The 14425-nt window shown below is 32.6% G+C and carries 13 protein-coding genes; 5 read left to right on the forward strand and 8 right to left on the reverse strand.

What is annotated here, in order from left to right; genetic code table 11:
• Positions 1–2: 2 nt before the first annotated feature.
• Complete coding sequence (locus AA089_RS10895; RefSeq protein ID WP_046756981.1) at positions 3–1583, reverse strand: vitamin K epoxide reductase family protein; 1581 nt, start codon at positions 1581–1583, stop codon at positions 3–5.
• Between the two features lie 525 nt (positions 1584–2108).
• Here AA089_RS10895 and AA089_RS10900 point away from each other — a divergent pair.
• Positions 2109–2648, forward strand: coding sequence for a sigma-70 family RNA polymerase sigma factor (locus AA089_RS10900; RefSeq protein WP_046757049.1), 540 nt, complete (start codon positions 2109–2111; stop codon positions 2646–2648).
• Between the two features lie 153 nt (positions 2649–2801).
• Positions 2802–4157 carry an HTTM domain-containing protein gene (locus tag AA089_RS10905; protein ID WP_046756982.1) on the forward strand — a complete coding sequence of 452 codons (1356 nt, stop codon included), beginning with the start codon at positions 2802–2804 and terminating at the stop codon, positions 4155–4157.
• Positions 4158–4169: 12 nt separating this feature from the next.
• On the opposite strand, the gene AA089_RS10910 is transcribed toward AA089_RS10905, so the two are convergent.
• Both AA089_RS10910 and AA089_RS10915 read right to left on the reverse strand, forming a co-directional pair.
• Complete coding sequence (locus AA089_RS10910) at positions 4170–4871, reverse strand: DUF4328 domain-containing protein (protein ID WP_046756983.1); 702 nt, start codon at positions 4869–4871, stop codon at positions 4170–4172.
• 2 nt (positions 4872–4873) lie between these two features.
• Positions 4874–5641: a DJ-1/PfpI family protein gene (locus tag AA089_RS10915; RefSeq protein ID WP_046756984.1), complete on the reverse strand. Its 768-nt coding sequence runs from the start codon at positions 5639–5641 to the stop codon at positions 4874–4876.
• A gap of 63 nt (positions 5642–5704) precedes the next feature.
• Here AA089_RS10915 and AA089_RS10920 point away from each other — a divergent pair, with 63 nt between their 5' ends.
• Positions 5705–7633 carry a CocE/NonD family hydrolase gene (locus tag AA089_RS10920; protein WP_046756985.1) on the forward strand — a complete coding sequence of 643 codons (1929 nt, stop codon included), beginning with the start codon at positions 5705–5707 and terminating at the stop codon, positions 7631–7633.
• Between the two features lie 104 nt (positions 7634–7737).
• Here the strand turns inward: AA089_RS10920 and AA089_RS10925 are convergent, their stop codons facing one another.
• From AA089_RS10925 to AA089_RS10940, 3 genes are all read right to left on the reverse strand, one after another.
• Entirely contained in the window at positions 7738–8112 is a 375-nt protein-coding gene (locus AA089_RS10925; RefSeq protein WP_046756986.1) for a VOC family protein, read from the reverse strand.
• A gap of 36 nt (positions 8113–8148) precedes the next feature.
• Positions 8149–9360, reverse strand: a complete 1212-nt coding sequence (locus AA089_RS10930; protein ID WP_046756987.1) for an MDR family MFS transporter — start codon at positions 9358–9360, stop codon at positions 8149–8151.
• 380 nt (positions 9361–9740) lie between these two features.
• The gene (locus AA089_RS10940; RefSeq protein WP_162200434.1) at positions 9741–11219 is read right to left on the reverse strand and encodes a tail fiber domain-containing protein; all 1479 of its coding nucleotides are present in this window, start codon (positions 11217–11219) and stop codon (positions 9741–9743) included.
• A 198-nt stretch (positions 11220–11417) separates the two neighbouring features.
• On the opposite strand from AA089_RS10940, the gene AA089_RS10945 reads away from it, so the two are divergent.
• Complete coding sequence (locus tag AA089_RS10945; protein WP_046756990.1) at positions 11418–12023, forward strand: DUF1684 domain-containing protein; 606 nt, start codon at positions 11418–11420, stop codon at positions 12021–12023.
• A gap of 91 nt (positions 12024–12114) precedes the next feature.
• On the opposite strand, the gene AA089_RS10950 is transcribed toward AA089_RS10945, so the two are convergent.
• Together AA089_RS10950 and recF are read right to left on the reverse strand one after the other, a co-directional pair.
• The gene (locus AA089_RS10950) at positions 12115–12411 is read right to left on the reverse strand and encodes a DUF721 domain-containing protein (protein WP_046756991.1); all 297 of its coding nucleotides are present in this window, start codon (positions 12409–12411) and stop codon (positions 12115–12117) included.
• A gap of 6 nt (positions 12412–12417) precedes the next feature.
• A complete protein-coding gene (gene recF, locus AA089_RS10955) occupies positions 12418–13497 on the reverse strand; it encodes a DNA replication/repair protein RecF (RefSeq protein WP_046757050.1) in 1080 nt (359 codons plus the stop codon).
• A 111-nt stretch (positions 13498–13608) separates the two neighbouring features.
• Here recF and AA089_RS10960 point away from each other — a divergent pair, with 111 nt between their 5' ends.
• On the forward strand, positions 13609–14421 hold the full coding sequence (locus AA089_RS10960; protein WP_046757051.1) for a tetratricopeptide repeat protein: 813 nt from the start codon (positions 13609–13611) through the stop codon (positions 14419–14421).
• Positions 14422–14425 lie beyond the last annotated feature (4 nt).

Below are 14425 nucleotides of genomic sequence, written 5' to 3' on the forward strand. Positions count from 1 at the left end.
AATTAAATAATTGTGTCTACTCTATTAATAGCTTTTCGACTTTCCGCTAGTTGAATTGTATGATCGTGTATGATTTCTTCAATAAAATAGTTGAGATCTGTGATAGAATACATTTCAGGAAACTTGTATCCATTGATTATTAATAAAGGAGTAAATGTCAATTGATGATCGACAAAATAGGAGCGATGCTTCTGTAACATTCGGTCAACTTCGAACGAATCAAACGTGTGCGAATGCTTTTGAAGCCAATGCGCTAAATTCTTTTCTTCATACCATGCGTCCAAAGCTTTCATAAATGCTTTCACTCCATATGTTTGATATGTATACACAAGCTGCTGTACAAGTTGTGACGCTTCATTACGATTTTTATGGATGTCAAAATTGAAAAATAGTCGAATACAAACATCATTTTCATGTCGTTCCAATATATTCTTCAACATGAAATACGGAGCTTCACAAAATCCGCAAAAAGGGTTTGTGACAAACTCCAAGGTAAGTTTTGCTTTTTCGTTTCCAAAAATTAAAGCGGTTTGAGGTACTACAGTAATTGGGTTGGAAATTAGGGTGTTTTTAAAAAGTAAATAATTCTTTTTAAACGTGATCGCTTTACGTTCAGCAGTTTCTAAACGATTAATTTTAACATATGAATCTTTTATAAAATACCATAAAAGTACGATGATTCCTAAGCTGAAAACAGAAACAGTATACTCAAAAAAAGTAATCTCAGAAGTATTATTTTGATGAAAAACGAATACGTATAGTAATTCTCCAAGAATAATTCCTCCAATAGAAATACAGATAGTACACCATTTTTTAGCAATGAATTTTTGATAATATAAAGAAAGTATCAAAATTGGAACAGCCGCAAGAAGCATGATACTTTGCAACTGAAAAAAGATGTCAAAATTGGTTGTGAATCCAAAAATGAAAAAAAGCACAATTTGAAAACTAAAAAAAGTAATGCTTACATCACTAAAATTGATAAAGTCTAAAAATTTCCAATGTGTGGAATGGACGATTTCGGAACAATTTTCAGATGTTGCGCCGTGACAAAAAGAGTTGAAAATTGTATGCTCAATCTTAAAAAGATGTTTTAGAGCAATTACGGAAAGAAAAAATCCGATAGCAGGAAATAGTAGAAATAAAAATTGTTCAGTAATAAGCAAATGTTGCTTTACTAGTGCTAAAAAGGATAAAAAACAGACAAGAGTTACTGCATGAATAAATGTAAAAGAACTTAGTTTTTTCTGAAGTGCTGTATTTTCGGCAACTAAAAAAACAATGCCTTTCCATTTCTTTACAAAAGCTTCTTTTGAAAAAATAGTCTTTTTAGAATTTTGATAGACGATAAATTCATGATTTGTATCATGTGTTTCCACATAGCTTAATGTATCTTCTTTTGTATCTTTGAGTTTCGTAATGAAATTAGTTGGTAACGAATCAATTTCACTTGCATGCACATGCAAAGCAGCATTTGCAACCTGAAACAAATTCAATGTATCGCTAAGAGCTGCTAAAGAAGGAAAATCGGGATGCGACTCAAGCTGGAAAGCAAACTCTTTTTGATCTAAATGAATATTCATTTTCTTCAAATACAAAAACAATAATCTATAAATAGTCATTAAATTCTTTTAAAAATTTAAGCTAATATATTTATTGATTTGTAAGAAAAATTACGGTTTTTCTCAATAAATGAAAAAATACTTATAAATAAGGATAAAACCGTAGCTATTTTTAATGAGTTTTAGGTGTTGATTTTCAGTGTTCTATAATTTTTAGAATCCATAAATTTGTAATTTTAGAAAATAAATGCATCTTTTTTAATCGTTTCACGTCTACTGTGTGAACTTTAAAATTTGTAAGATGATGGAAAATCATAAAAACTGTACGTGCCACTGCACGAGTTGTAAAAATGGACAATGCAATCAATGTACTTGCGAAAACTGTACATGTGTAGATTGTAATTGTTAAATAACGTAAGTTCGAAGTGAAAAATTTAGTTTGATACTTCTCTTTTCCGAAGTATAGACTCATATCGAACCAATGTTAACTACTATACAGAAAGCCTGAATATTTTTCTATTTGGGCTTTTTTAAAAAATGAAACGTATGACCACAACAGAAATTTGGGAAACCTATGCAAAAGATGTACAACGCTTGATTATGAATAAAGTAAAAGATGTTCAAATTACAGATGATTTGGTACAAGAAGTTTTCATAAAAGTGCATACAAAATTAGAAACTGTGCAAGACGAACGCAAAGTGAAATCTTGGTTGCTAAGTGTGAGCCGAAATACAGTACTAGATTATTTTAGGAAATCAAATACGGAAGTTCCGTTAGAAAAAGAAGAAACAATTGTAGGAGAAGAAACGTATGCACATTCTGAAAAAGACTGTTTGCCAGGCATCATTAAAAACCTACCCAAAAAATATAGAAATCCATTATTACTTTCAGACATCAAAGGTTTGAAACAAGCCGAAATTGCAGCTCAACTCAACTTGCCGCTTGCCACTGTAAAATCGCAAATACAACGCGGAAGAAAACTCATTGTGCAAGGTTATATGGATTGTTGCGATTATAAACTTAACGAGAAAGGTTTCCTTACGGGAGAAGTTAAAGACAAAAAACAATGTAAAGTGTGCAATTAGTGTTGTACAGCACGTTGAAACACATTCAAGATTCTCAAAATCAAAAACATAATTAGAAAGCTTGTTTCACGAGTTGTCAAGAAAATATTTTCAAATTTTAAAAAAGCTTTATTGGAAAATTGTATTTTAGGCGTGCAACAACACTAACTGACCATGAACTATATTGACAAGCTTGTCTTCAAATCAACGCATGTTTCCATACTTGCTATTTTCAGAATCATCTTTGGAATGTTTATGACATATCAAATGATTTATTACTATGAAATCGATTATACGTTTCAATTTATATATGGTCCAGAAGTGTTATTCCCGTATCCAGGATTAGAATTTTTAAAACCTTTCTCATTAGGTCTTTTAAAAGCAATTCATGCAGGACTCTTACTATCTGCAATACTAATTACCGTTGGATTTTTGTACAGATATGCAATGGTGTTTTTCTTTCTAGGATTCTCGTATTTTTCATTTATTGACAAAACATTGTACAATAATCATATCTATTTGATTGCTTTAATTGCTTTGGTAATGATATTCATCAATGCAGATTATAAATACAGTCTTCGTAGCAAATTTTCAAAAAAAGCATTGCCAAAATTTGTACCTGCTTGGCAACAAAATATCCTTATTTTTCTAATTTCTATCGTATACTTTTTTGGAGGAATCGCAAAACTATCTCCAAATTGGTTAGACAGTAATCTTATAAGTTATACAATTGATCAAGCACAAAGTAGTTTGCTTACCAACCTATTTTCTAAAGAAACCTTGATTACGTTAATCAAATACGGCGGTTTACTATTCGATCTAAGCATAGCATTCATTTTACTAAACAAAAGAACCCGATTATTTGGTGTTATCTTGGTAGTTATCTTTAGCTACACAAACAATTCTATCCTTTTCAATGATATTGGAATCTTTCCATTCTTCATGATTTGTGCTACAATTTTATTCTTCGAGAGCGCAAAAGTTGGAAACTATATAGATAATATTTTTTCAAGTGCTTCAGCAAAGAAAACAACGGGTAGCGCAACACAAAATGAAACACCAAAATTTAAAACACTAACACTTGCTTGCTTATTTATTTTTGTAACATTTCAACTCTTATTTCCTTTGCGACATATCTTCATGACTTCTAATCCTGAATGGACAGGCGTTGCACAAAGGTTTTCTTGGAGAATGAAAATGCAATCCAGAAATGTAACACAGTTCAAAATGTTTTTAACAGACCGAAAAACGGCTAAAACGTATGGTTTAGATGGCACTTCATTTGTGACTAAAAATCAATTTATGCACATGGTAGAAGATCCATACACCTTTGTACATTTAGCAAAATATATAAGTGATAAGCTATATGTAGAACGCGGTTTGGTAGATCCTATCATAAAAGCAGAATTGATGGTGGAATTTAACGGAATGCCAACGCAATACATGCTTGATTCTTCAATTGATCTCACAAAAGTAGATGAAAGTCACTTCGCTGATAACGCTTGGATTCCTGATTTTAATGGTTACTAATCAATCCAGAAATTAATAGGCTACAGTTGTTCCAATTTCGTCAATTTCAGAGACAGATTCGTTAGTTTCCTTTAAAATAGTTTCCACTTTCGTGATTTTATGAATCACATACAGTACCAATATAAGTGCAATTATATTGATGATGTCCGAAATAATTAAATATTTATTAAGTTCCACAAAAGAATCAACATCGTTCGTATAAACTTGCTTTCTTGATGCAAAATTTGCAAAAATACCATTCACAATATACGCAATCCACCAAATAACAATGAAGGAAGTATCTGTATCAACTTTAAAGTTAGAATTATATGCTCTAATGGCGTACTGTGTTTTTAAATAAATCTCTTTTGCCGTAGTAATTGGACGATATAAACTAACAATAGGAATAATAAATCCCCATGCTGAACCTGCTTTGCTATATTCTGTCTTTTGATTTTTGATGATAAGATTTCCATAAGCTCTAGTAAACCAGCGAAGAAAGAAAATCACTGCTACAATGAATATAGAAAATTGCGCAACTCCCGAAATAGGCACCAAAATATCTAGCAACTCAATGGTAGCCATTTCTTCGTCAGTATTCGTGAAGTTTTCTAGTTTATAACTCTGAAAAAACAATAGTGCTATCGAAATTACATCAATACAAATTGCCATAATAAAAACCATAGTAATGTCTTTACTACGCTGTGAATTGTCTTTTAATTCGTCTTCAATCATAATTACTTTTTAATAATAGTATGCGGATAACCATCCAATGTCCAATCGATCACTAAGCCGCCAGCCAAACTTTTTGCAATTTCTTTTCCGTATAAATGTTCGCACAAATATAATGCGGCTTCAAAACTTTTGGCGCCTCCAGCTGACGTAATATATTTTCCATCATGAACAAACAATGTATTAGCTCTAATATCTAACTTTGGAAACATTTCGCGCATCTTTTCCACATCACTTGGAAACGTTGTAGAAACTACATTATCAAGCAATCCAGCTTTCGCCAATACAAAAGCACCATCACAATGCGACGTTACAAATTTTGCATCTTTAGCAACTTTCTGTACAAAAGCAATCATCTTTGAATCTTCCAAATCGGTATCCAAATGATGTTCCGCACTTGGCACCACTAAAATATCAATTTTTGGTAAACTATCTTTCAAATAATTAAAATCAGGAAGAATTCGCATGCCTTCAAAAGTGGTAACTGCAGCATCCGTATTGGCAACGGTAAAAACGTTCATCGCTTTAATATTTTCACGAAAAACAGTATGTTGAAAAATATCAAAAGGTGCTGTCAATTCTGTATTAAACACACCATCCATAATCAAAAAACCAACATTATAACGATTGGATTCAAGCTTTGGAAATTTCTTTTTAGGAGTAGCTTCTGAAGTCAATTTTCCTTCCACAACAGTTGCTTTAGTATCTTTTGTTGTCGGTGTACAACTCACAAAACAGCTAAAAAAAGTTAAAACGGCGAGTATTTTTCTCATAGAAACATGATAGCGATTAATATTTTGTAAATTTAGGCATTAAAATTTACGAACTATAACCAAATGAAGACCTTTTTTAAATTTACCATTTTACTAGCTTTTCTAGTAACCTCTTGTACAAAATCGAATAAAACCACTACTGAAACAACAAAAGTAGAAGACACGTATGTAGAAGAAAATTACGATAAGCTAGAAGTTACCATTGAAATGCGTGACGGAATCAAATTGCACACTACTATATATTCTCCAAAAGATAAAAGTCAAAAATATCCAATATTAATGATGCGAACGCCATATAGTTGCAGACCGTATGGAGAAGATAAGTTTAGAAAGAAAATTGGACCAAACACACATTTAATGAAAGAAGGAAACATCATTGTATATCAAGATGTGCGCGGTCGTTGGATGAGTGAAGGCGTATACGATAACATGCGTGCGTACATTCCGAACAAAACAGATAATTCACAAGTTGATGAATCTTCGGATACGTATGATACCATTGATTGGTTGGTGAAAAATGTAGAAAATAACAACGGTAATGTTGGAACTTGGGGAATTTCATATCCAGGTTTCTATGCTACGTATTCTACAATTGACGCGCATCCAGCACTAAAAGCAGCATCTCCACAGGCATGTATTGGTGATTTCTTTTTTGATGATTTTCATCACAATGGCGCATTCTTACTTAGTTACTTTAGAGCCGTTTCTTTATTTGGTACGATGAAAAATGTGCCAAAAGATTCAGCTTGGTACAAATTACCCGATTTAGGTACAAAAGATCAATACCAATTCTTCTTAGATGCTGGTCCGTTGAGCAATTTGAACAGTTACTTTGAATATGAAAAATTAGACAATGTAATTACTTCTAAATCAGATCAAATTGATGATGTGTTTTGGAAAGAAATCATAGATCATCCAAATTATGATAGCGTTTGGAAACCAAAAGGATTGATTCAAAATTTAAAATATGCCAAGCCTACAGTTGCCACAATGATTGTCGGTGGTATGTTTGATGCAGAAGATTTATACGGACCTTTTGAAACGTATAAAGCAATTGAAAAAAACAATCCAGATGCCTATAATACAATGGTTTTTGGCCCTTGGGATCACGGACGTTGGGCACGAACTGATGTAAAAAACTATGTTGGAAACTATTACTTTGGCGATTCGATTTCGTTGAACTTTCAACGTGATGTTGAAACGAAATTTTTCAATCATTTCCTCAAAGGAGATGGCAGCAAAAACTCAGGTTTGCCAGAAGCATATGTATTTGATTCAGGAAAAAAATCATGGAGTAGTTTTGAAAGTTGGCCACCAGCAAATGTTACAAAACAAGCAATGTATTTAAATGCGAATCAAGAATTATCTACAGAGAAAAAAGGCAATTCTAAAGAAATATTTATAAGTGATTTAAAACGTCCTGTTCCGTATTCGGAAGATATAAAAACGGTATTTACGCCTAGAAAATATATGACAGACGATCAACGATTTGCAGCGCGCCGTACCGATGTATTAGTTTTTGAAACAGAAGTCTTAACAGAAGATTTTACACTTGCAGGAGATATTATGGCAAAACTAAAAGTGGCAACTACAGGAACTGATGCCGATTGGATTGTAAAAGTAGTTGATGTACATCCACACGATGCAGAAGAACAAAAAGAAGGTATGCAAGACCATTTGGCAATGAGTAATTATCATCTAATGGTACGTAGTGAAGTAATGCGCGGACGTTTTCGCAATAGTTTTGAAAATCCAGAACCTTTTGTGCCAAACCAAAAAACGGCGGTAAATATCAAATTACAAGATGTGTATCATACTTTTAAAAAGGGACACAAACTGCAAATTCAAGTACAAAGTACGTGGTTTCCTTTAATTGACTTGAATCCGCAAACCTTTGTGCCAAACATTTATAAAGCCACAGAAGCAGATTTCAAAAATCAGACACATACGGTTTTCAATGATTCGGCTATTGAGTTTTCAGTGTTGAAGTAGGCTCGCTTCACTTCGACAAGCTCAGTGCATGAGCTTTTAGATTGTTGGAAAGTTAGATGATTAGAAAAATTTTAAATGCAGCATTTAGCATTCAAAATTTATAATTAAATCCACCACGGCGGATTTTTTCTGTTTTCGCCCGCTTTGAATAGAATCAGTTTGTTTCCGTCAAGGTCATTCAAATAGGCTTCACGCCATTTCCATGATTTGTCTTCGGGCAGACTTGTGAATTGAATTCCTTTGGCTTGCAAAGTTCTGACGGTTTCATCCAACTCATCATTTTCAAAATATAAGGTTACATTGTGACTTTCTGAGATTTTTTCCACTTGATGGATAGAAAATGTAGCATCGCCATCAGGACATTCAAACCGAACATATCTAGGAAGTGCGTCCACAATAAGACGCAATCCTAGTGTTGTGTAAAATTCTGTTGCTTTGGCAACATCTATGGATGAAATTGTTATTTGATTTAAATTCATAAGTTCAAAAAATTTAATTTTTCAAATAGAAACCTATTATAATCCTTTTTGGGTTCTTTTGTGCAACCAAATTGCTAAAATTGCTCCAATAACACCAAATGTTCCTGTGACAAACCAGTTTACTTGATGCCCAAAATTTGCCACAATTTCCAATCCAGTTTTTGAACTAAAAATATGTGCTAACGAAAACGCCATGGCGTATAATGCCATATAACTTCCTTCGTTTCCATCTTTTGCTCGGTTAATGGCATACGCGTTTGTATATGGAAAACCAATCATTTCTCCAAGAGTAATGATTACGATGCTGACAATCAACATACCAACCCAAACATTATAAAGTAACACATAAAAACTCAATCCGAATAATATAGAACCGTAAATGATGAGTTTTGTAGCCGAAATATTTCGTTGTTCTAAGTAATTGATAAATGGCATTTCAAAAATTACGATGATAGCAACATTGATAAACATGATCAATCCTGTGTCGAATTCAGTCAAACCGAATTGATCGTTTTGATAAATTGGCATTGTAATGATTAATTGAAAAAATGCCATACCCATAAAGAAGCAAATTGCAATGAAAATCCAGTAACTTTTATCTTTATAAGCGGCGTTTTTATCAACAATTGTTACCTCTTCAGAATTTTCAGCAACAGGTCTTTTTTGTTCTTTTACCAACATGTAAAATATGACAATAGCAATAATACAGGTAATGCCATCAATCCAGAATAATATATTATATCCTTTTGTTACAATAATCCAACCTGCTAATGTTGGTCCAATTCCCATACCGAGATTGATTGCCAAACGAATTAACGCTAATGATCGTGTTTGATTTTCAGGTTTGCTATATGCTTTGAGCGATACAAAAATGGCAGGACGAAACATATCTGCAATCGTCATGATTCCTAAAATTGCAAAACACAATCCCCAAAATGAGCTTACATATTGCAATCCGATAAACCCAAATCCTGTTACAAATAGGCTAAAAATCATGATTTTATAAAACCCAACTTTGTCTACTAATTTTCCTCCTAAAAATGATCCAAATAAGGAACCGATTCCAAAAAAGACTAAAATTGATCCTGCATCACTTTCACTAAAATTTAATTCTTTGGTTAAATACAAAGATAAAAACGGAATAACCATGGTTCCGGCTCTGTTTACTAACGAAATGAGCGCTAGAAACCATATTTCTTTTGACAATCCTTTGAATGAATCAATGTAATTTAAGTACATTTTTTTCATAATTCATATTTTTTGGTTGGTTAATTGTAGGTTGTTTTTTGATTTGAAACAGTATTAAAATAAAAAAGTCCGACGGTGAAGTCGGACTTTTAAAATTGTTATATATGATAGTTACATCAACACAATACATAAGCGCCCGAGCTTCTTTCCCAAGAAGATCTTTGTACATACTTATTTACTGTGATACATTTCATTTTTATCGTATTTGATATCAAAACTACATAAAAATTAGATACAATAACTAACTTTTTTAAGTTTTTGAAGATATTTTATTTTTTTGTAAAACATATTATTTCATGTCTGCACAAAAAAACAGCAACTCATATGACTATGAATTCCTGTTTGTATAAAGGGTTATTTTATCGTTTTATAATGGTATTTTATTTTACCATCATTTTCTTAGTTACGATAATTTTTCCTCTAGAAATAAGGCTGTATAAAAACATTCCTTTGCCAATTTCGTTTGAATTAATTACAAGTTCTCCAGTTTGTCCTTTTACGTCATATTCTCGAATATACTTTCCTGTCATGTCGAAAACTGTAATAGTTGCTCTTGCATTTTTTGGCAATGTGTAACTTATTGTGGCACTATTACTAAACGGATTTGGGATGTTTTGTTCCATAGAAAAAACAACTTCTTTACTAGCTTTCTGAGAATCTTCAGAAGTTATAGTTGCACTTTTTTCGTTTTCTAATGCAATCACTTTTTCGTTCAATTCTTGAATACTTGAAGTCAAAATTGAAATTAATCCTGTATAATTTACAGCTTTGTATTCGTATGTTTCTGTAACTTTATTTTCCGCATCTATAATAGGTTTTTGTATGGTAGTTACCAGTTCGGGAAATATTTCTTCTAGGTCTTGTGCAATAAATCCATGTTGCAATCCTTCGGGTAAATTTAAATTCTTATTCGATTTAAATTTATAATTTACAGCATTCAATTCCATGATTCGTTCCAAAATATCTTTTTCATTGTTGATTTCTTCCTTTAGTTTTCTATCGGAAGATGTAAATAGTCCAGCTACAACTACATCGCCATCAAAGTATCCAGCGTACCAATTTGGATTGGTAATACTTGCACTTCCATAAATACTAGCTCCAAAACCACCTGTAAAGGAAGTACTAGAAATTGAACTATAAACACCGTATGTATCACCTCCGATTGAATTAACGATAGCATTTACACCTTTAGTGTTGAAACCTCTGTTCAATTCAATATCTACACCAATGTCATTAAATGCTCCGCCATTTGTTGTAACGACAACACCTTTTTTTTCTTGGCATGAAACGTTGTTAATTGATTTCAATCCAACGACTGTGCCACTCGCTCCATTGGTGTTTTGTGCCGTAATTCCTGTTCGGTTAGTGGTTGCAATACTACTATAATCTACACCAACTAAGGTTTCGTCGGTTGGCGTAAACGGAATTCCGAAGTACGTTTTTCCGTCGTTTGTCATAGTTGCCACAATTCTGGAACCTGTTGAGGTAAAGCTGTCGGCGACTCTAAATTCTAAATCCGTTCCCGAGAAAGTACTGTCGCCAATCCATTGAATTCTGGGATTTGCGTCGCTAATATCTTGATATCCCATCGTAATGGCTCTGTTAGGCAATTGAAAACGCAAACCGTATACATTTTGACTTCCTGTATTGAGTTTTCCCAAAGAAAACCATGTACTGTTATTAAAATCAAAGTTAATTCCTGTATCTAATTGTGTTACAAGACCTTGATCAAATCGGAATGTTTCTCCCACTAAAGGTAAAGGAGTGTTAATAGTTGATGCCACAGCACCGTTTGATTGATTTTGCGCAAAAGTGAATGCTGCAAAAAATAGTGTAATAGGTAGAATAAATTTTTTCATAATTTTAAATATTTGATTTATAATGTTTAAAATTAATTTGAAAACCGTAGGTAGAACGATGGCTTTACCGTAAGAAATTACGCCATAAATACCTGTTAACATATATTTAAGACATTCAAAATAAAAACTTTTCACTTTATGAATGACAAGTTGTATTTTTGGATTCAATTGGAGAAAGTTAATTCTAAGACTTAGGAAATGAAAAAAATACTTGTATTACTATGCGTGTTGATGTCTACAATAGGTTGTTCACAAGGCAAGAAAGAGATCGTTGGAAAAACGGCGTTTCAACGTGAATTGAATGCTTCATTTAAAGATGCTTCAACATCGCCACTGACAAAAAAAGATTTGAAAACCTTTAGTGGATTAGAATTTTTTCCTGTAAATGAGAAGTTTAACGTAACCGCAAGTTTCAAGCTAACGCCTAATACGAAACCTTTTAAAATGCCAACATCGACCACACGAACGCCTATGTATAGATGTTATGGAATTGCTACATTTACCATTGATGGAAAAGAATATTCGTTGGAAATCTATCAAAATCAAGATCCAGACAGAGATCCAGCGTATAAAGACGATTTATTTCTTCCATTCACGGATCAAACTAATGGATTTGCAAGTTACGGTGGCGGACGTTATATTGATTTAAAAATTCCAACAGAAAATACCATTGTTATCAATTTTAATGAAGCATACAATCCATATTGTGCTTACAGTGATCGTTATTCGTGTCCAATTCCACCACGAGTGAATTTCTTACCAATTGAAATTAATGCAGGAGTAAAAGCGTATAAGAAGCATTAAATTTGTTGAAAACGTTCTCTGTGGAACCAATATGAAAGCGTAATCTATTTGAATATAGAAGTAGCAAGAATCAAACAATTAAGGTGCGTTTTTATCGCAATACAATATGTTGTATCAAATCTTTACCAAGACTTTCATTGAGCATTTTGATCATCTTTTCTTTTCCGTAGCTCAATTCTTCTCGCAAGACGGCAGAAGATAAGGAAACGTACAGTGTATCATTTTTGAGCATGATATTTGTTGTGTAATTATTTACACCATTTCCCATTAAATTTACCCAAGCATCGCGCGCGTCAATTTTGTCCAAACCGTCTTCTAATCGGTTTTCGGTTACAAAATCTTTTAAAACTTCGCTAATGGTTCTATGTTCGGTATGTCTTTTCTTCAAAATAAATTACAATTTAAAAATCTCATACGATTGATGAATTTCTTTTACAATCGTTTCTGTTCGCTCTACATGCGTGTCACTGATAAAAATTTGTCCAAAATCTTCATGATTCACCAACGCCATTATTTGTGCAACACGCTGTTCATCTAGCTTATCAAAAATATCATCCAAGAGTAAAATAGGCGTTATGTTTGCCAATTGTTTAATAAAATCAAACTGAGCTAATTTTAACGCAATTAAAAACGATTTTTGCTGTCCTTGGCTTCCAAATTTCTTAATTGGATATGTCGCAATGGAAAATAGCAAATCATCTTTGTGGATTCCGACACTTGTATATTGCAACACTCTATCTTTCGCTAAATTTTCTTCTAGCAAAGATCGAAAATCTTTTTCATGTAACTGACTTTTATATTCAATATTAACAGTTTCTTTTTCGTTAGAAATGGCATTGTAGCGCGACATAAAAATTGGCACAAATGCTTCTAGAAATTGTTTTCGCTCAGCGTAAATTTTCACACCGTAATCATGCAACTGATCGTTGTAAATACTTAATGTATCTGCGTCAAACGTACTGTTTAGTGCAAAATACTTTAATAATGAATTCCGTTGGGAAAGTACTTTGTTATAATTAATCAGATTTTGTAAATATTGTTTATTGGATTGTGAAATAACGCTGTCAATAAATTTTCTACGCGTATCACTTCCTTCAATAATCAAATCACGATCTGCGGGCGAAATAATGACCAACGGAAGAAAACCAATATGTTCTGAAAGTTTATCATATGCTTTTCCGTTTCGTTTTACAATTTTCTTTTGTCCTCTTTTTAGCGAACAAATAATATTTTCTTCACGTTCTCCTTTTTCATATGCGCCATCAATGACAAAAAACTCTTCTCCATGTTTTATGTTTTGTGTTGCTACAGGATTGAAATAGCTTTTTCCAAATGATAAATGATAGATAGCATCGAGCACATTGGTTTTTCCAACGCCGTTATTCCCGACAAGACAGTTTATTTTAGGATTGAAATCAAAAGAATTTGTATCAAAATTCTTGTAATTTACAAGTGATAATTTCTTTAGAAACATGAAAATAGGAGCTTCATTACAATAAAAATGCAAATTATTGAAAAATATCAAATAAATAAGCTTTTAATTCTACTTAAAAATTTTATTTTTGCGCACATTAATATACAATTTATGGCAACTTACAAGAAAAGAGGATATAAAGCTAAGACTAAAGTAGAGAAAGAGAAAGAAGTTTCCGCTGAAGAACTAGATAGTACAACAGCAGAAGTTTTTAATACTTTAGACGAAACTGCGTCTAAAACGGAAGAATGGGTAGCAGGAAATCAAAAATATATCTTTATTGGTATTGGTGCAATTGCAGTTGTTCTTTTAGGATATTTAATTTACAGTAAAGTTTTCGCTGCTCCACAAGAGCAAGAAGCTGCAAATGAAGTATTTCAAGCAAACTCGTATTTCAATGAAGCGTTAAGCGTTAATTTGAATGACAAAGTCGTAGACGGATTGGCAACTAGAGATTCATTATTCAACTTGGCTTTACAAGGTGGAGAAGGGAAATTTGGATATTTGAATATCATCAAAAATTATCCTGGAACTAGTGCTGCAAATTTAGCATACTACAACGCAGGTATAGCGTATTTGAACCTAAATGATTATGAAAAAGCAATTGATCATTTATCAGAATTTAAGTCTGATGATATCATTATAGGAGCAAAAGCAAAAGGTGCTTTGGGTGATGCATTTGCACAATTAGATCAGCAAAAAGAAGCATTGGAATACTACGAAAAAGCATTTAAGCACAGTAATAACGAAGCTACAACTCCAATTTATTTATTAAAAGCTGGAATTACGGCATTGGATTTAGGTCAAGCTGGAAAAGCATTGCAATATTTCAATAGAATTGAAAGTGAGTTTGCAAACTTTAAAAATACTGCTGACGGAAAATTATTAGATATATATATCGGAAAAGCAGAAGCCTTGAAGTAAAACA

Source organism: Kordia jejudonensis, assembly GCF_001005315.1.
Classification (GTDB): domain Bacteria; phylum Bacteroidota; class Bacteroidia; order Flavobacteriales; family Flavobacteriaceae; genus Kordia; species Kordia jejudonensis.